Origin of the sequence: Geminocystis sp. M7585_C2015_104 (genome assembly GCA_015295805.1) — a bacterium.
Lineage (GTDB): Bacteria > Cyanobacteriota > Cyanobacteriia > Cyanobacteriales > Cyanobacteriaceae > DVEF01.
In genome coordinates, this window is sequence record DVEF01000089.1 from 15,544 (window position 1) to 35,011 (window position 19,468).

16 protein-coding genes are annotated in these 19,468 nt (G+C 45.6%); 11 read left to right on the forward strand and 5 right to left on the reverse strand.

All coding sequences use genetic code 11. The annotated features are described in order from the left end of the window. The first annotated feature begins 1 nt into the window (after window position 1). Window positions 2-2,290, forward strand: coding sequence for a cation-translocating P-type ATPase (locus IGQ44_10355; GenBank protein HIK38373.1), 2,289 nt, complete (start codon window positions 2-4; stop codon window positions 2,288-2,290). A gap of 134 nt (window positions 2,291-2,424) precedes the next feature. Then, entirely contained in the window at window positions 2,425-2,868 is a 444-nt protein-coding gene (locus IGQ44_10360; GenBank protein HIK38374.1) for an FHA domain-containing protein, read from the forward strand. Here the strand turns inward: IGQ44_10360 and IGQ44_10365 are convergent. Further along, window positions 2,837-3,433 (reverse strand): XRE family transcriptional regulator, encoded by a 597-nt coding sequence (locus IGQ44_10365; GenBank protein HIK38375.1) that lies wholly within the window; start codon window positions 3,431-3,433, stop codon window positions 2,837-2,839. The two genes, IGQ44_10360 and IGQ44_10365, sit on opposite strands and share 32 nt — an antisense overlap. Window positions 3,434-3,620: 187 nt before the next feature. On the opposite strand from IGQ44_10365, the gene IGQ44_10370 reads away from it, so the two are divergent. From IGQ44_10370 to rbfA, 3 genes are all read left to right on the forward strand, one after another. Continuing rightward, window positions 3,621-4,418, forward strand: a complete 798-nt coding sequence (locus tag IGQ44_10370) for a DUF4388 domain-containing protein (protein ID HIK38376.1) — start codon at window positions 3,621-3,623, stop codon at window positions 4,416-4,418. Between the two features lie 83 nt (window positions 4,419-4,501). Further along, window positions 4,502-4,705 (forward strand): DUF751 family protein, encoded by a 204-nt coding sequence (locus tag IGQ44_10375; protein ID HIK38377.1) that lies wholly within the window; start codon window positions 4,502-4,504, stop codon window positions 4,703-4,705. Window positions 4,706-4,783: 78 nt separating this feature from the next. Next, window positions 4,784-5,212 carry a 30S ribosome-binding factor RbfA gene (rbfA, locus tag IGQ44_10380; protein HIK38378.1) on the forward strand — a complete coding sequence of 143 codons (429 nt, stop codon included), beginning with the start codon at window positions 4,784-4,786 and terminating at the stop codon, window positions 5,210-5,212. A 2-nt stretch (window positions 5,213-5,214) separates the two neighbouring features. Here the strand turns inward: rbfA and IGQ44_10385 are convergent, their stop codons facing one another. Then, entirely contained in the window at window positions 5,215-6,525 is a 1,311-nt protein-coding gene (locus tag IGQ44_10385) for a dihydroorotase (GenBank protein HIK38379.1), read from the reverse strand. 131 nt (window positions 6,526-6,656) lie between these two features. On the opposite strand from IGQ44_10385, the gene IGQ44_10390 reads away from it, so the two are divergent. Beyond that, window positions 6,657-7,541, forward strand: a complete 885-nt coding sequence (locus IGQ44_10390) for a DUF1350 family protein (GenBank protein ID HIK38380.1) — start codon at window positions 6,657-6,659, stop codon at window positions 7,539-7,541. A gap of 57 nt (window positions 7,542-7,598) precedes the next feature. Then, entirely contained in the window at window positions 7,599-11,186 is a 3,588-nt protein-coding gene (metH, locus tag IGQ44_10395) for a methionine synthase (protein ID HIK38381.1), read from the forward strand. 2 nt (window positions 11,187-11,188) lie between these two features. On the opposite strand, the gene mnmE is transcribed toward metH, so the two are convergent. Together mnmE and IGQ44_10405 are read right to left on the reverse strand one after the other, a co-directional pair. Then, on the reverse strand, window positions 11,189-12,604 hold the full coding sequence (gene mnmE / locus IGQ44_10400) for a tRNA uridine-5-carboxymethylaminomethyl(34) synthesis GTPase MnmE (protein HIK38382.1): 1,416 nt from the start codon (window positions 12,602-12,604) through the stop codon (window positions 11,189-11,191). A 312-nt stretch (window positions 12,605-12,916) separates the two neighbouring features. Further along, window positions 12,917-14,155: an FGGY-family carbohydrate kinase gene (locus tag IGQ44_10405; protein ID HIK38383.1), complete on the reverse strand. Its 1,239-nt coding sequence runs from the start codon at window positions 14,153-14,155 to the stop codon at window positions 12,917-12,919. A gap of 107 nt (window positions 14,156-14,262) precedes the next feature. On the opposite strand from IGQ44_10405, the gene IGQ44_10410 reads away from it, so the two are divergent. From IGQ44_10410 to IGQ44_10425, 4 genes are all read left to right on the forward strand, one after another. After that, entirely contained in the window at window positions 14,263-15,129 is an 867-nt protein-coding gene (locus IGQ44_10410) for a fatty acid desaturase (GenBank protein HIK38384.1), read from the forward strand. A gap of 76 nt (window positions 15,130-15,205) precedes the next feature. After that, window positions 15,206-15,295, forward strand: coding sequence for a cytochrome b6-f complex subunit PetN (gene petN / locus IGQ44_10415; GenBank protein HIK38385.1), 90 nt, complete (start codon window positions 15,206-15,208; stop codon window positions 15,293-15,295). Between the two features lie 3 nt (window positions 15,296-15,298). Then, window positions 15,299-15,436, forward strand: a complete 138-nt coding sequence (locus IGQ44_10420; GenBank protein ID HIK38386.1) for a hypothetical protein — start codon at window positions 15,299-15,301, stop codon at window positions 15,434-15,436. A 48-nt stretch (window positions 15,437-15,484) separates the two neighbouring features. Continuing rightward, window positions 15,485-16,912 (forward strand): efflux RND transporter periplasmic adaptor subunit, encoded by a 1,428-nt coding sequence (locus IGQ44_10425; GenBank protein HIK38387.1) that lies wholly within the window; start codon window positions 15,485-15,487, stop codon window positions 16,910-16,912. Here IGQ44_10425 and IGQ44_10430 read toward each other — a convergent pair whose 3' ends face one another. Further along, on the reverse strand, window positions 16,913-19,423 hold the full coding sequence (locus tag IGQ44_10430; protein ID HIK38388.1) for a mannose-1-phosphate guanyltransferase: 2,511 nt from the start codon (window positions 19,421-19,423) through the stop codon (window positions 16,913-16,915). Window positions 19,424-19,468 lie beyond the last annotated feature (45 nt).

Genomic DNA, 19,468 nt, shown 5'->3' on the forward strand with positions numbered 1-19,468 from the left:
TATGCTTTCTCACCGTTTTAATACTGACACCTACTCCCACCAGGATACACAAAGGGCAGTATTAGACATAGAGGGGATGAGGTGTAGTGCTTGTGTGAGGGCAGTAGAAAGACAACTTACCAGACAGAAGGGGGTAGTTTCTGCCCAAGTCAATCTGATTACTTCTATCGCTACAGTACAATACAAACCAGAAGAGGTAAAACCGGAAGTCTTGGCGGAGAGGCTAACAGCCTTGGGGTTTCCCTCCCGGGTGAGGAAGGGGAAGGATTGGGAGAAGGAGCAAACGGAATTCTGGCGGCAAAAAAGGGAAGAAGAAAGGAGAAAATGGCACATAGAGCTGATTTTTGCCTTCTTACTCCTGTTTTTATCCTCTATAGGCCATTTAAACCCCCATGCCTCCCATTTTCCCTCTCACTGGGTTTTAGCTACTCTAGCCATCCTCTTCCCTGGAAGGGAAATAATACTAGACGGCTTTACGGGGTTGTGGCATAGACGGGCTAATATGAATACCCTGATAGCACTAGGAACCATTAGTGCTTATGTTACCAGCTGTCTGGCTTTGGCTTTCCCACAGTGGGGATGGGAGTGTTTTTTTGACGAGCCTGTCATGTTACTGGGTTTCGTGTTTTTGGGGAGGGTATTGGAGGGAAAGGCCAGAAATAAGGCTATGGAGTCTATGGAAACTCTCCTTTTCCTAACGCCAACCATCGCCCGTGTGGTGGCAAGGGGAAGACAAGAGGATGAAGGAGTGATGATACCGGCTTGTCAGGTGAAATCAGGGGAGTGGGTTAGGGTTTTAAAGGGAGAGAAGTTTCCTGTAGACGGCGTGGTGGTGGTAGGGGAAACAGTAGTAGACGAGTCTCACCTGACAGGGGAGTCTATCCCAGTGGCAAAGAAACAAGGGGATACTGTTGCCGCGGGAAGTCTTAATCTGGGAAACCCCGTCACCGTGGAAACAATCCATGTGGGCGGTGATACCATTGTAGGACAAATCGTTCGTGTTGTCCAGGAGGCACAAACCCGAAAGGCACCAGTGGAAAAATGGGCAGACTGGGTGGCAGGTTATTTTGTCTATGGTATCTTTCTGTTGTCGCTTTTGACCTTCTGTTTTTGGTATTTTTGGGGCACCCGCTTTTGGCTACCACCAGCTGCCAGTAAAGCCTCCTTTAGCCTGAAACTGGCTATTAGCGTTTTGGTTGTGGCATGCCCTTGTGCCTTGGGACTAGCTACCCCCATTGCTATCCTGGTAGGTACCACCCTTGGGGCTAGTATAGGTATACTGATTAAAGGGGGGGATGTCCTGGAAAAACTACAGCGGGTTACAAAAGTAGTATTTGACAAGACTGGCACCCTCACCCAGGGCAAACCGGAAGTAACCAATATTATCAGCTTTCACGAGGGGCTTGAAGAAAAACAAATCCTCCAGATAGCCGCCAGTTTAGAGATTAACAGCAATCACCCCTTCGCTTGGGCTATCGTCAGAAGAGCAAAACAACTAGATTTACCCCTGTTGCCCATCCAACAGTCTACAGAGGAAACCGGTTTTGGGGTAAAGGGCTACTTGGCCAACTGCCCCTACTATCTTGGTAACGCAGCGTGGCTACGAAAAAACCACCTAACCCTGCCACCCCAGCTAACCCATCTGGCAGACTCCCTCCAACAAGAGGGGAAAACCGTTTTATATTTGGCACGAGACGATGCTATAATGGCCATGATGGCCCTGGCTGACCCGATAAAACCCCATGCCCAAGAAACGGTGGCACAGCTAAAGCAAATGGGCTTCTCCCTGGCTGTTCTCAGTGGCGATCACCCGACGGTAGTTGAAACTATTGCTCAACAACTCCAAATAACAGAATACTACGGAGGGCTTACAGCTTTGGAGAAGGGAAAGCTATTGACCAAGTGGCCATATGTCGCCATGGTAGGGGATGGGATTAACGACGCCCCTGCCATGGCTCAGGCTTTTGTAGCCATTGCTATGGGGGATAAAACCCAAGTGGCAATCCAAGCCGCTGATGTGGTATTGCTTCATGGACACCTCCCGGACTTACTCTCCTTATTCCGTCTTAGTAAGGCCACCTTTAACAAAATTAAACAAAATCTGTTTTGGGCTCTAAGTTATAATGCCACTGCCCTCCCCCTGGCCACAGGCGTCTTCTTCCCCTGGCAACACTGGTGGCTTAACCCTAGCACTGCCGCTGCCCTGATGGCCTTTAGTTCCCTTTTTGTGGTTGCCAATTCCCTTCTATTGTTACAAAAGTCATCTTCCCTTTCACAGGATTATACTTAAGTGTTTCTTTAAAGATAAAATAAAGAACAGATGGCATAATGAAAAAGCAGTATCCCCAAGAGCCAAACAGAAGGGAAAAAACCATGAGACTGTCCCATTCACTCCCTGTAGATATGGTCAACGAAAGCCGAGAAATGACAGACTACCCCTCCGCCCAACCCCATAAAGCCCATATCCTCATCGTAGAAGATGATAAGGGCAGACGGGAACTTCTCCTTAGAAAAAGCCGTTATAGTATAGGAAGGGCACAACAATGTGACATACGTATTCACTCCCCCTTTGTGTCTCGTTATCATGCCACCCTCTCCCGCAAGTTCGACGAAGAAGGGTATTTGTACTACGAGATTTGTGATGGGGATGGGAAAACTCATTTTAGCGCCAATGGCATTATCGTCAACGGCAGGAAAGTGGTCAGTCACCCCCTCAAACACGGCGATAAGGTGGTTTTTGGCCCTCAGGTGTATATGATATACCAACACTGTCAAAGAGATATATTCCCCTCCCTACCACCAGATGATCCCTTTGATATTACCCTTATAGACCCGGCTATGATGGTAAGTGAGTGGGATGAGGTGTAGATTCTACTGGACTTACCCTGGCGCGATACAAAAGGCGGGCCCCCTGACGGTATCCCACGTAACGGATCCTAACCCATTTAATGTCTCCGGCGGATGGGGGTGTGTCTTCCATCAATTCGTGCTCTTGGGGATTATACCTTACAATCTCTCCCACTTGTCCAATGGGCTCTATCCCCCATGTCTTTAACAGCTGATACAATGGTTGTAAAAAGGGCAACAGTCGCGAGGCTGGCAAGTCTGGATGACGTCTAATGGCATCTACAAAGGTGGGAAGTTGTAACAACAGAGATTCCAAAATACTAAGAGTCTCCTCTTGGAATTGCTGTCTCGCCTCTGACTGGGATGGCTTTTCCTCCTCTTGAGGTTGGGTTAACTGGCGAATGGCTACATCCAAAGGCAACCCCACAGATTCGGCAATTTTTCTTATCACCCCTAGTGGTGTCTGTTCCAACAAACCATTCTCCAAACGGTAAAATTGTAACTCGGGGACTTTGCTTTTTCGACTCCATTGTCGGTAATTGTCACAGTTTATTTTCTCCCGCCAATGACGCAAAGTGTTTTTCACATGGTTATGCAAATCCTGCCTCATTTTTTTTTATAGCTATTTATTTTCTGGTCCAAATTGTTTAACATTAAGCAAGGGGGTAAAATGGAGGTCCAACCTACTCTTATATTTATGATATGATAGCGTCATCTGCCCTGGTATTATTGTAAGCAATTATAAAATATACCATTGAAATCCTGTAATGATAATGACCGACTCCAACCAACAAGGCAAGGCTAAGGCTCCAAAAATCCCTATTAAAGAATTTATCGGCAACAGACAGTCTACCCTGTTTCAGAGTCTTAAGCAACCCCAATTTACTGGCGAGTTGACTTTCCAGTCTGCCAAGGGGGAAAAGTGGACCTTTTATTTCTACATGGGCAGAATTATCTTTGCAACAGGTGGGAAACACACAGTTAGAAGGTGGATAAGAAGTGTCTCCCGCTTCGCACCAGTCTTAATCACTCAAATCCCCACCCTAGATGAGGAAGTCATCAACCAACCCGGTTTCCGTCAATTCTGGGAATATGAGTTACTCTGTTACTGGCTGAAAAAAGAAGAGGTTACCAGACAACAGTTAAATTCTATTATCCGTGCAAGTGTGGTGGAAATCCTATTTGACATTACCCAGAGAATGGAAGTAGTCTTCCAGTTGGATGCCACCCAACCCCTCTCCACCCAGTTGGTGTTTTTAGATCCAGAACAGGTTATAGCAGAAGCCTGGCAACTTTGGCAAAATTGGCAAAATGCTAAACTGGCAGATCGTTGTCCTAATCAGTGTCCTGTTATTAGACTAGCAGATAAATTACAAGAACGGGTAGCCCCTAAAACCTTTCAAATGATGCTCAAACTGTTCAATGGCAAAAATACCCTTAGGGATTTAAGTTTGCAACTAAATCAAGACCTCACCAAAATGACTCGTTCTATGTTACCCTATATCCAGTTGGGATTAATTGACCTGATAGACGTGCCCGATTTGCCCTGTCCTATTAAATTCAAAGACTAACTTCCATACCCGCCGACGAGTTGCTAAACTTTTTGCAGGGGGTTACAATTATGGGGACAGTTTCTACTCGGGGGTGATTTTTTATGGACGACTTTTGGGACAATGTTGCCCGTTATCCTCGCTATTTACTTAGTCTCATTTTGGGCATTTTTTTCTTTCTGGGACAGCAACTTAAACCCCTTTTTAATAACCCCCTAACCGCCACTATTTTAATTTTCATAATCTTGGGAATTGTGGCCTTCTTCTATTTCACTATAAGGGCTATGTTAGGACTGCCCATCTTTTAATAACAGTCTAATAACAAAACAGGAATAAATCCCCTTTGATAAGAAAATTATCGGCATAAAAGGAGGAAGGATAAAATTATGGCTAGCAGTCGTCGTGTGGAGAGGGTATCATCCCTAATCCGCCGAGAAATTAGTCAAATGCTTATCAACGGCATTAAAGATGATAGAGTGGGCGCAGGGATGGTAAGTGTGGTAGATGTGGAAATGTCAAGGGATTTGCAACATGCTAAGGTGTTTGTCAGCATCTATGGCACAGAGGAAGCTAAAGCCGAAACTATGGAAGGCCTTAAAGCCTGTACTCCCTTCGTCAGACGGGAATTGGGACAACGTATCCGTCTCCGTCATACTCCAGAGATACAGTTTATTTACGACCCGTCTCTGGAAAAGGGAGATAGGGTGATAAGTCTAATTAATAGGCTTTCCGCCCAAAGTGCCAGCAAATCTCAACAAAAGGAGGAAGAAACAGAAGAGGAAACAGAAGTAGAAGTCAGTGGTGAGGAGGAATAACCTCAAGCCTCAAAAGTGAGTGGTTTGCCCCTTACCTGGGTGTTGACTCTGCCATTGTCTAACACTACCTCCCCATTGACGATGGTATAAACTGGCCATCCGGTAAGATTCCATCCTTCAAAGGGACTCCAACCACACTTGGTGGCCAGATTCTCCCGTAAGACAGGACGCCAGTTTTCCCAATCCACCAAAACTAAATCGGCATCATAACCCACTTTTAATTCCCCTTTGTGGGGGATTTTGTAGATTTTGGCGGGATTGGTACACATCCATTTTACTACCTCGGCAAGGCTACAACGTCCCTGTTTGGCCTGAGTCAACATCAGTGGTAGACTTGTTTCCACCCCCGGCATTCCTGATGGACTTTCCGGATAGGGTTTTGCCTTCTCCTGCAGAGTGTGGGGCGCATGATCCGTCGCTATACAGTCAATTACACCGTCTTTCAACGCCCTCCATAACATTTCATTGTTTTCCGGCGAACGCAACGGCGGATTCATCTGTGCTAATGTGCCCAGTCTCTCGTAGTCTGTTGTGTTTAGAAGGAGGTGTTGCGGTGTAACTTCAGTCGTAATAAAAGAAGTTTTGTGGGTGCGCAGATACTCCGCCTCTATACCCGTACTAAGATGGAGAATATGTAAACGCCGTTGGTATTTATTTGCCAGTTTAACAGCCAGTTTGGTGGCCGAGAGGGCGGTTTCCTCATCTTGGATTTGGGAATGGATAGCAGGATTGGTGTTGCCGGCAAACAGTTTCCTTCTTTGGATTATCCTCTCTTGATTTTCCGCATGTACCGCAATTAGTCGGTTATTGGTGGCAAAAATCCTCTCTAAATCCTCCTCCTTGCTTACTAATAGAATACCATGGCCTGAGCCCATAAACACCTTTATCCCACAGACAGGATTAGCAGTGCGTAAATCCTCTAAATTCTCCGGTGTGGCGCCTATGAAAAAGCCGTAATTGACTAAACACTTCTTTTTTGCCCTTTCCAACTTGTCATTCAAAGCCTCCTGGGTAGTAGTGGGGGGAATAGTATTAGGCATCTCCAGAAAGGATGTAACTCCACCCTTCGCACAAGCACAAGTAGCCGTAAACAAGTCCTCTTTATGTTCTAGTCCGGGTTCTCTAAAATGTACTTGAGGATCAATTACACCCGGCATTAGCACTAAACCCCTAGCATCTATAATCCTACCACAGTCCGAAACCAAATCAGTGCCAATGGCTGCTATTTTCCCCTCTCTTACCAGTAAATCCCCCTTTCTCTCCTCTGAGGGCAGTATCATCAGGGCATCCTTGATCAGTAATTCTGAAGTCATTGGCGTCTTTTCTTTCCCCTCTCTTATTCTTGGCAATTCTAGTTTACTCTACATAGGGTTTTTCAAAAAGGCACTTTTTTTCCCAATGCTAGAATGGGTATCTGAATTGAATCCTAATAACCCCTATGGATATGCAATGGCAGGAATTGTGTGGTAGCTGGGTGTTAATTCCTCCCTACCCCGTCGGTGTTATTCACTTCCTCGGTGGCGCCTTTGTGGCAACCGCACCCCAAATCACTTACCGCTGGTTGTTAGAAAAATTGGCTTCTGATGGTTTTATCATTGTTGCTACTCCTTTCCTTAATACTCTCAACCATAAGGCCATTGCCCTCAGTGTTCAAAACCGTTTTGAACATGTTTTATTCCGCCTAGAATACCAGGAGAGAATTGATTTAACTGGCTTACCAATTTATGGAATTGGTCACAGTATGGGCTGTAAACTACACCTGTTAATAGGCAGTCTATTAGAAGTAGAGAGGGCTGGCAATATCCTCATTTCTTTTAATAATTTCCCCTTCAAAAAAGCCATACCCTTCGCTGAAAATATTATCGACAATCTTCAGGATAACATTAAACAATTATCACCCCTAATATATTCTCTTCAAAATCTCAGAAATCCCCTCCCCATCCCGGATTTCCTCCCCTTGCCCTCCTTCCCCCAAGAGCCCGATTTGGAGTTCATTCCCTCCCCTACACAGACCCAAGAAATTATTAAAAATAATTACAAAGTAAGACGCAATCTGTTGATAAAATTCAAGAATGACACAATAGACCAAACAGAAGATTTGCAAAAAATTTTGGAACAAAAACACCCCGAAATGATTTCCACCTTAAAATTGCCTGGCAACCACTTAACCCCCCTAGGCCCAGATTTAAATAAGGGCGTCACCGATGAATTTTTAAACCAAGTGGGGGTGGTTGGACAATGGGTAAAGGAAAATGTGGCTAGAGATTTTGATACCCTTTATAGGGAAATTAATAGATGGTTAAACCCCTGTGTAAGCTATAGTCCTTGATAAGATAATATCTAGGGTTTAAAATGAGACAAAAAAACCGCCAATAAGGGGTAATAAATGAAAAGTAAATTCCTGGAAAGACTACACAGTCCGCAACGCCCTGTGATAGTATTTGATGGGGCAATGGGCACTAATCTACAAGCCCAAAATTTAACAGCAGCAGACTTCGGTGGCGCAGAATACGAGGGATGCAATGAATACCTGGTATGTAGCAAACCAGAAGCAGTAGAAAAAGTACACCGCGACTTTTTAGAAGCAGGTGCGGATGTAATCGAAACTAACACCTTTGGAGGCTCAACCCTAGTCCTAGCAGAATACAACCTAGCAGACCAGGCCTATTATATCAACAAACGGGCCGCTGAACTGGCAAAAAGACTAGCCCAGGAGTATTCTACCCCAGAAAAACCCCGTTTCGTAGCAGGTAGTATCGGCCCCGGCACTAAACTGCCCACCCTCGGACATGTGGACTTTGATACCCTTAAACAAGCATATCTCCCCCAAATCAGAGGCTTGTATGACGGAGGCGTAGATTTACTGCTGTTGGAAACCTGTCAGGATGTACTACAAATAAAAGCCGGACTTAACGCCATAGAAGAAGTTTTTGCTGAAAAGGGAGAACGCCTCCCCATAATGGTTTCTGTTACCATGGAAACCACCGGCACCATGCTAATAGGCACAGATATCAGTGCCGCCCTTACCATCCTCGAGCCTTTCCCCATTGATATTCTAGGCCTAAACTGCGCCACCGGCCCAGACTTGATGAAGCCCCACATTAAATTCCTCAGTGAACATTCTCCCTTTGTAATTTCTTGTATTCCAAACGCAGGACTGCCGGAAAATATTGGGGGGAGGGCTCACTACAGGCTTACTCCAATGGAACTACGAATGCACTTGATGCATTTCGTAGAAGACTTGGGTGTGCAAATTATAGGCGGCTGTTGTGGCACCCGTCCCGATCATATCAAAGCCCTGGTGGAAATTGCTAGTAACCTTACCCCAAAACCCCGCACCGTCAGAAATAGTCTAACTGGTAACGTCACAATAACACAAGGATATGAACCAGCCGCCGCCTCCATTTACACCAGTGTACCCTATAAACAGGAAAACTCTTTTCTCATTGTAGGGGAAAGACTTAATGCTAGTGGCTCGAAAAAATGTCGTGAGTTGCTTGATGCCTCCGACTGGGATGGTTTAGTCTCCCTGGCCAAAACCCAGGCAAGGGAAGGCGCCCATGTTATAGATGTTAACGTGGATTATGTGGGGAGAGACGGCGTCTCAGATATGCGTCAGTTAGTCTCCCGTCTGGTAAATAATGTAAATCTTCCCCTCATGTTAGATTCCACCGACTGGCAAAAAATGGAAGCTGGTTTGAAGGTGGCAGGAGGTAAATGTATTCTCAACTCTACCAACTATGAAGACGGGGAGGAAAGGTTTTTCAAGGTATTACAGTTGGCTAAAAAATACGGCGCCGGCGTGGTGATTGGCACTATTGACGAGGAAGGCATGGCCCGCACAGCTGAGAAAAAATATCAAATTGCCAAACGCGCCTATGGTGACGCCACCAATTTTGGCATTCCACCCCATGAAATCTTCTTTGATACCCTAGTTTTGCCTGTCTCCACTGGTATTGAGGAAGATAGGGGCAATGCCAAGGCTACTATAGAAGCCATTAGAATGATTAAGGCGGATTTTCCCCACTGTCACTTCATGTTGGGGATTTCCAATGTTTCTTTTGGTTTAAACCCAGCCGCGCGTCAGGTTTTAAATTCTGTTTTCCTCCACGAGGCTATCGCCGCAGGTTTAGATGGTGCCATCGTCTCCCCCAGTAAGATTTTGCCTCTGGCTAAGATTGATGAAGAGGTCATCCAGGTCTGTCTTGATTTGATTTATGATCGAAGACAATTTGATGGCGATGTATGTGTTTATGATCCTCTTGCTAAATTAACTACCCTATTTGAGGGTAAAACTACTAAAACTAATAAAACTAATGTGGCTGATTTGCCCATAGAAGAGAGATTAAAACGACATATCATTGAAGGGGAAAAGATTGGATTAGAAGATACCCTAAGGGCCGCCTTGGAAAAGTATTCTGCCCTCGATATTATCAACATTTTCCTCCTAGAAGGCATGAAGGTTGTGGGGGATTTGTTTGGCAGTGGCAAAATGCAATTACCTTTTGTTTTACAGTCTGCCCAAACTATGAAAGCAGCTGTGGCATTTCTTGAACCTTACATGGATAAAACGGAAACCAATGGCGTTACCAAGGGCACTTTTATTATCGCTACTGTTAAAGGAGATGTACATGATATTGGCAAAAACTTGGTAGATATTATTCTTTCTAATAATGGCTACAAGGTTATTAATTTGGGAATTAAACAACCCGTTGAAAATATTGTCCAAGCATACCGAAAACACAAGGCAGACTGCATCGCTATGAGTGGCTTGTTAGTAAAATCCACTGCCTTCATGAAGGAGAATCTAGAAGTATTTAATCAGGAGGGAATCACTGTCCCGGTTATCCTTGGCGGGGCAGCTTTAACTCCCAAATTTGTTTATGAAGACTGTCGTCAAACCTACAAGGGCAAGGTGGTTTATGGCAAGGACGCTTTCGCCGATTTACACTTCATGGATAAACTAATGGCAGCTAAACAACAAAATAAATGGGATGACATTCAAGGGTTTTTAGGTGAATTCGCCGGGGAAAATAAAATATTCCAGGGAGTGAATTTGGAGGAAAATGAGGCTACATCTGAGAAGGGCCAAGAGAAAAAATCAGCCGGTATCGGAGTAGAAAAAGATACCAGAAGAAGTGAGTTTGTAGAAGCAAATGTACCTAGGCCAATACCACCTTTCTGGGGCACAAAAATTCTCCAGCAAGATGAGCTAAACCTCGATGAAATATTCTGGTATTTGGATCTACAGGCACTGTTTGTAGGTCAATGGCAATTCCGCAGACAAAAAGGTCAGTCGAGAGAGGAATATGACGTTTTTTTAAAGGGGAAAGTACACCCTATTTTAGAACAATGGAAAGAGAAAATTAAGAGGGAAAAATTACTACACCCAACCGTGGTTTATGGTTATTTCCCCTGTCAATCAGAGGGCAACACCCTGTACATCTACAACCCAGAAAACCCAGAAAAAAGAGAAGTAGTCGCTACCTTTGAATTCCCTCGTCAAAAGTCTGGTAAAAGACTGTGCATCGCTGACTTTTTTGCCAGCAGGGATAGCAACATCATCGACGTCATCCCCATGCAGGCAGTAACAGTAGGAGAAATTGCTACTACCTACGCCCAAAAACTGTTCCAAGATAGTCAATATACCGACTATCTATACTACCATGGCCTGGCAGTCCAAACGGCAGAGGCCCTGGCAGAATGGTGTCATGCCTTAATCCGTAGGGAATTGGGTTTCGGACACCTCGACCCTGACAATATTCGTGATGTACTACAGCAAAGATACCAAGGAGCTCGTTATAGTTTCGGTTATCCGGCCTGTCCTAACATACAAGACCAGTATGTACAATTGGAATTGCTGGGGTGTAAGCGGATTGGCATGTACATGGATGAGTCTGAGCAAATATACCCAGAACAGTCCACCAGTGCCATTATATGTTACCACCCGGCAGCCAAGTACTTCAGCACCTAGTACTATTTGCCAATACAAAAACGACTAAAAATACGGTCTAATACTGACTCGCTGACATCTTCACCGGTGATCTCCCCCAGGGATACAATGGCACTACGCAGGTCGATAGTCCAAAAGTCCAGGGGGAGTTGGTTTTCCACAGTTTGTAACACGTTTTCTAGGGCAACTTTGGCCTTGGTGAGGGAGGCGGCTTGTCTTTGGTTGATGGCAATTTCCAAATTCTGGGCAACGGTTTTCCCCTGATAGACGGTTTGCAAAATAGCCGACTCCAGTTGCTCAATGCCTTGATTCTTGGCAGCGGCAGTTGTCACCACGGTAGTTATCTCTGGGGGGTATTTTACATTACTCGGGGGAGCAATGTCAATTTTATTGATGACCAAGATTAGATTACGTTGTTTAACTTTATGATATATCTCCTCGTCTTCCGCTGTCCACCCCTCACTGGCAGACACTATAAACAGAATCAAATCCGCCTCTTGTGTAGCCTTTAATGATCTCTCTACCCCAATTTTTTCTACAATGTCTTCAGTTTTACGAATGCCGGCAGTGTCTAATACTCGGATGGGTATGCCCTGGACCACTAGTTGGGATTCTACCACATCCCTAGTAGTACCGGGCAAGTCAGTAACAATGGCTTTATCAGTCTTACTCCAGGCGTTTAGGAGGCTAGACTTCCCCACGTTGGGCCTTCCTATTATAGCAACCTTCACCCCACTGCGCAACAACTCTCCCCTCTCTCTAGTCGCCAAGATGGTTTCAATTTTTGCCAAACTTTCCTTTATCTGTTCAACTGTCTTATCTTCATCCAGGGGGGGTAAATCCTCTTCAAAGTCAATTCTGGCCTCCACCTCTGCTAGAATGTCCACTAACTGACTGCGGATTTCCCTAATAGGTTGTGCCAGTTTACCACAAATTCCTGCCAACGCAATTTCGGCTGCTTGGGCGGACGACGCCGCCACCATCTCCGCCACACTCTCCGCCTGTGTCAGGTCTATTCTACCATTTAAAAACGCCCTCAGGGTAAATTCTCCTGGTCTTGCCAGTCTTGCACCTTCTTGCAAACATACTTCTAACACCTGTTGTACTGGCATTATCCCCCCATGACAGTGGAATTCTACCACATCCTCCCTCGTATAGGACCTTGGCGACAACATCGGCAACAACAACGCCTCGTCTATTATCTTGTTTTTCTTTGGATCCTGTACATATCCATATAACACTCTATGTGACTCCCACACCGCCCTCCCTCTGGGTTTAAATATCCTCTTGGCTATCTCCACTGCTTTATCCCCACTCATCCTTACTACCCCTATGCTTCCCTGTTGGGGCACTACCGCCGTCGCTATTGCCACTATTGTCTCCTGTTGGATGATGGGGCTGGTACTTTCCCCAGCCCTACTATCCCCCTTCTTTGCCATTTTTCCCCTACCATCCTCTTTTCCTTCCTCTCATTATACTTCAACTCCTCTTCTTCTTTTTTTATGGCCACTATACCTCTCCCCTATCTCCTCATAATACCAAAACTCCCTTCCCTCCTCTCTATACAATTTTTATCAATTCCCCCCCCTCTCCCCTCCACGCTTTTGATAATCTTTTTCATTTAGAAAATACGGTGCCCAAATGGCTTGACAGTACCCTCGCCTGCCGCCACCCTACACCCCCCATCCTAGCAAAAGGTCTAGAAAAATGTCAAGGGGTATAGGTGTCAAGGGTGGGGGTAGGGCTTGTATCTATCCCAGCAAGGCAACAAGGGCAGAACCGAAGGCGGCGGAAGTGTTGGGGGAGGGGAAGACGGGAACTTTAAGATGTCGTTGTCGGATAGCAAGCCAAGTGGGATTATGGGCACCACCACCAGCAGTATAAACAAGGGAAAGGGGATTGGCGCCAAGTTGTACTAGTAATTGATAGCCCATGGCCTCAATAGCAGCAATGCCTTCAAGAAGGGCATGGAGAAATTGGACGGGATTGTCAGGACGAGGAGAAATTTTGGGCTCAAGATGGGGATTGTTGATGGGGAAACGCTCACCCTTGCTCAAAAGGGGATAATATTTAAGGGGAGAAGGGATAGAAGGATCAATTTGTTGGCTAAGGGAAACAATCTCCTCAAGGGAGAAAAAGTGGGTTAAAACAGCACCACCAGTATTAGAAGCACCACCGGCAAGCCACAAGTTACCAAGGCGATGACTGTAAATGCCATAACGGGCATCGTCAATCCGCCTGGTGGAAAGTAATTTTAAAACAAGGGTTGAACCAAGGGAAGTAACCGCCTCCCCAGGCTTGTTGGCGCCACTGGCAAGAAAAGCAGCAATACTATCAGTGGTACCGGCTTTGACTAAACAGTGGGGATTAATGCCAAATTGACGACTTATAGAGGGTAAAATGGGGGCTATGGCTTCCCCGGGAGTCTTAACCTGAGGTAGGGAAGAGAAAAAGGGCAAATTGTGCAGCCAACAGGGATAGTCTTCTATGGCAGGATCATATCCCAGTTTCAGAGCATTGTGATAGTCGCTGATACCAAGAATACCATGAAGGAGATAGGTCAACCAATCCGCTTGGTGAAGAACATAGAAACCATTTTTAAGGAAACCCTCACGATACCACCAGTAAACCTTGGCAAAACTGGAGGTGGCACTCACCACAATGCTGTCTTCTGGGGCGATTTGGGCTATCTCTTCCAGGTATTTTTGGCCTCGGTTGTCACTATACCAAAGGACAGGCGCACGGACCACCCCATCGTTGTCCAATAATAACATGGTACTGGAGGTAGCGTCAAGGGCAATAGCCCGTAAATTTTCGGCTAGGGGAGGGGGTAGATGAGAGAGGATGGAAAAAAGGGCTTCTTGCCAGTGTTGGGGAGACTGACTGGGGAAGGGGGTAGTGGTGTAGGAGAAGATAATTTCCCTGTCCTGATTAATAATAACAGCCCGGGCGGAGGTAGTGCCAAAGTCTATCCCCAGATAGTAACTCATCCTATTTACAAAACTTTACCTAGTTAGCAAAATATTGTAAACTACCACATGTTAGTGCCATCAAGGAGCAAAACAGATCCATGGAGTTAGCATTGGAAAAAGAGGGAATGCCATTGCCATCGGTGCCTAAGGAGTATCTGAAGGCGCCAGGGGGGTGGAATCCTAACGTAATAATGTTTATAACAGCAATACTACTAGGAATAAGCTCAGTGTGCGGGCACTTCTTCTGGCATTTTCCCAATTGGTATTGTTTTCTTGCCAATGTTTTGGCATTACACATGTCAGGGACAGTAATTCACGATGCTTCTCATAACAGTGCCCATAGCAATAAGATAATAAACGCCATAATGGGACATGGAAGTGCATTGATGTTAGGATTTTCTTTTCCAGTATTTACCAGAGTCCATTTACAACATCATGCCCATGTGAATGACCCAGAAAACGATCCAGATCATTTTGTATCTACGGGAGGACCATTATGGATGATAGCAGCTAGATTTTTCTACCATGAGGTCTTCTTTTTTAAACGGAAACTTTGGCGAAATTGGGAATTATTAGAGTGGTTTTTGGGTCGTTTATTAGTGTTTATAATTGTATTTCTGGGAATAAAATATGGTTTTATAAATTATCTAATGAACTATTGGTTTGTGCCGGCGTTGGTAGTGGGAATTGCCCTAGGTTTGTTTTTTGATTATCTACCCCATAGACCATTTAAAGAAACAGATCGTTGGAAAAATGCAAGAGTCTATCCCAGTCGTATCCTAAACATCTTGATTTTTGGACAAAATTATCATCTGATACACCATCTATGGCCCTCCATACCCTGGTATAAATACCAAGACGCCTATTATGCCACCAAACCCCTATTAGATGCCAAGGGATGTGCCCAAACCCTGGATTTATGGAATGGGAAAAATTTCTTGGAATTCCTCTACGATGTTTTCCTGGGAATTCGCTTTTACCCCAAAAAATAGGCCAGTGGCAGTTGTAGCCCCAACCCCCAGGATGATATTATAGGTAGAGGAATTGATAAGCAGCAAGGTAGAAATTATGGACATTCTAACACTAGGTTGGGTTGGTATTCTGGCGTTGTTTTCCTGGTCCATTGCTATGGTAGTATGGGGACGTAGAGGGTTTTGAGAGGTGGAGTTGGAATCGGTATACAATGTTTTGTTCGTGATAGCGCTGGGGTTGTTGTTATTTGTCAGTGGAGGGGTTTTTTACCTCACCAGTCTTCAGTGGCGGGATAGACGTCGTAGGGAAAGAGATAAACGTCTTTAAATCCTGTCTCAAAGTTAACTTGCCCCCCCAGGGGGGCTGTCGTTTATGATGAAAGGTAGTGAGATAGAAAAACAAAGTAACCCCTTGCCTTGGATATTCGGGTTGGCTGTGGGGGGCGTTTTATTACTGGTGGGGTGGAATTGGGCATCCTGGAATCGTCTTGTCAATTCAGAGGGGGATTGGCAGAAATACACAGTAGTAGTAAAACGGGAAACTATAAATCCAAGAATTAGAGCCAGCGGCAGGGTAGAAGCCGTCGATATTGTGAATATCAGTCCCAAAAACCCCGGCAGGATTGCTAGGCTGTTGGTGGACCAGGGAGCAATAGTAAAAAAAGGACAGCTAGTTGCTATAATGGAGAATGGGGAGTTGTATGCCCAGGGGGCAAAGGCAGAAGCGGCCCTAAAGGAAGCAGAAGCCACATTGAGGGAAAGAGATATAGCTATCCAGGGAGAGATTCAAAGACTGTCAGCACAGCTTCTTCAAGCCACAGCCAACCTCGAAGAAGCAAAAGAAAGAATCCCCCGACAAGTTGAGCAAGTGGCCTCCCAATTAAAAGAAGCAGAGTCCAGACTATTGCTGGCAGAAACCGAATTAAACCGAAATGAACAACTTTTGAAGGATGGAGTAATCACCCAGTCCCAATTTGATCAACTAGCAAGTCAGTACCTGGTGGCCAAGGCAAATGTACAACAAATCCAGCAGAGACTAGAAGAATTAAAAAGGACAGCACAACCCACCCTCAGACGTTTAGAAGCCACGGTAAGAGAAATTCAGATTGCCCTCCAGGAAAGACAAGTGCGTGGCAAAGCAGAGATAGAAAGACTAAAAGCCAGTGTGAAAGCGGCCCGAGCCAATCTAGAGTTGGCCAAAATCCAGTACCAGGACAGTTTTATTGTAGCACCCTTTGATGGTATTATCACTCAGCGCTTTGCCACAGAGGGAGCCTTTGTAACTCCTACAACTTCAGCATCTAGTACAGCATCTGCCACCTCTACCTCCATAGTAGCACTGGCCAGAGGGTTAGAGATAGTGGCAAAAGTGCCAGAAATAGACCTAAAACAGATTAGGATAGGGCAACCGGTGGATATTATCGCCGATGCCTACCCCACGGAGGTGTTTAGAGGGGTTGTAAAACGAATTGCCCCCGCCGCTATTATAGAACAAAATGTGACCTCCTTTGAGGTGAAAATTGATATTCTCACAGGCAAGGAGAAATTGTTGTCGGGAATGAATGTAGAGGTACAGTTCCTCGGTGAGCAGCAAGATACAATAGTAGTACCCACAGTGGCAATAGTTACAGAAAAAGGGCAAACGGGGGTAATGATACCGGATGAGAAGGGGAGGCCCAAATTCAAGCCGGTGACAATAGGTACAACTGTGGAGGATAAGACACAGATACTGAATGGTTTGTCTGTAGGGGAAAGAATTTTTATAAACCTGCCAGAGGATCAAAAAAGCCGTACAAGCCCATAATCATAAACCCTGTTGTTGGAGAATAAAGTTCTGTACCTTTTCGCGATACAATTGTAGGTGGTCTTCAACCCAATCCCTGCTATCACTATTAGCATAAATATGAACAAGAGGCTCACCCCCGTCAGGCAGAATGAGCACCCAGTTATCGGTATAATACTCCTTAATCTTAACACCGTCTATTAATTCTAGTCTTTCCGGAGGCTCAGTCTCAATAAGATAACGCATTAAGGCCCCCTGAATCTTAGAAGGGCAACGAAGTGTGATAGACTTGTGACAGACTAGGGGTAACTCGCTACGGATTTGGGCAAGAGAGCGTTCCTGTATTGTTAGAATTTCAATAAGCTTAGCAATAGTAAACATGGCATCAAAACCAGGATGCAGTTGGGGGAAGATGAAACCCATGTCACCGCTACCCCCTAAAACCACCTGGGGATTCTGACTGGCTTGCATCAAGGAAGTGGGATTGGCCCTAGTACGAATTACCCTGCCATCATGGAGACGAGCAATCTTTTCCACTGCCGATGAGGCATTAATAGGAACTACAACGGTACCACGGGGATGGGCACTGAGAATGACATGTACCATGAGGGCGGTTAACTCCTCGCCGCGGATGGGGCTGCCAGATTCATCTACCAGGATAAGCAACTCCCCATTAGCAGAGACTTGGACACCAAAATTGGCCTTCAACGCCTCCACTACACGCCCCAGTTGCGAAAGTAGGTTTTCCTTCTCTACGGAGGATATAGGCCGTTGTCGTAGACTAGCATTCAAAACAACGGCATCGCAACCAAAATTGGCCAGAAGTTGGGGAAGGATGGCACCGGAAACAGAATACACATAGTCGATGACGATTTTGGCATTACTGTTACGGAGGGCCTCTAGATTGAGATGATTTTCAAAAGCCTTGCGATAGGTTTCCACCACCTGGGAGGGGTAAGACATATCCCCTATATCCACAGCTGGCACCCTTCTCAAATCCTCCTTAAAATAAGCCCCCTCTATCTTTTTCTCCTTTGCCTTAGAGATATTAATCCCATTGGTGTCAAAAAATTCGATGAGTATATAATCATGACGTTCAGGATGTAGGCGGACATGAACACCACCAGCTACACCCAATTTAGGAGTCATAGTGCGAGTAATGGGGATGGCAGTAGCCTCCAGATTGTGAACATCAATACCCACAGACATCAAGCCCGCAATGAGAGAGCGTGTTACCATCCGAGATACAGCCCTTTGATCCCTGGAGACTACAACGCTACTACCCTGTTTGAGAGTTGAACCATAGGCTGCCCCCAATTTGACAGCAAATTCGGGGGTAATGTCAATATTGGCCAAACCAGTGACCCCTCTCTGTCCAAATAGGGTACTATGGGCTATATTGCCCCAAATCAGGTTAATATTAAGGACTGCCCCCGGTTCGATTCTCTTGTTGGGCCATACTCGTACCCCCGTATTAATACACGCCTCTTCCCCTATACTACAAAGAGACCCCACTACAGCCCCTTCTTGAATTTGAGCTCTGCGATCTATTCTTGTACCTCTGGCAACTACACAGCCCGAGAGAGAACATTCCTCGCCGATGATGACACCATTCCAGATGATTGGGCGATTTAATTCGGCATAGTCTCCCACTATGACATTATCGCCCACAACAGTGCCGCCGAAGATTCTAACCCCCTGGCCGATTCTGCAGTTGTGTCCTATTAGCGCCGGGGGCTCGATTTTTGCCGTGGGATGTACATAAGTGTTTTCCCCTAACCAGATACCATTGTCAATTTCCCGATAGGCAAATTCCAGTTTAACCTTTTTTTCCAAAGCGGCGTAGTGAGCCTCCCGATAGGATTCCAGATGTCCCACGTCACACCAGTAGGCATTAGCGATATAGCCATAGATGGGTTCACCTTTTTCCAAAAGCAGGGGGAATAAGTCGGTGGAGAAGTCGCTTTCTTCGTGGGGGGGTAGGTACCGTAGCACTTCCGGCTCGAGGATATACGTACCAGTATTCACGGTATCCGATATGATTTCACTGATGGCCGGCTTTTCCAGGAATTTTTGAATACGGCCGCATTTGTCCGTGATTACAACCCCGAATTCCAGGGGGTTAGCGACGCGGGTGAGGATGATGGTAGCCTTAGCCTTTTTCTGCTTGTGAAAGGTGATAGCCTCTGTGAGGTTAAAGTCTGCGATGCTATCTCCACTGATTACTAGGAAGGTGTCATCCAGCATTGCTTCAACATTTTTGACACACCCCGCAGTACCCAGAGGTTGTTCATCTTCCACGCAGTAGTTGATTTTGACACCGAAATCTCTGCCATCTTGGAAATAATCCCGCATTACATCAGGGAGGTAGTGGAGGGTAGCGATTATTTCCTTCAGCCCGTGACGTTTAAGAAGATTGATGATATGCTCGGCTATGGGTCGGTTTAACACCGGTACCATGGGCTTTGGTAAGTTGCATGTAAGCGGGCGTAGTCTAGTTCCTGAACCCCCCGCCATTAAGACGGCACGCATACAACCTCCTGCTGTGTGGGTGGTTATTTATTAATTTAGAGCATT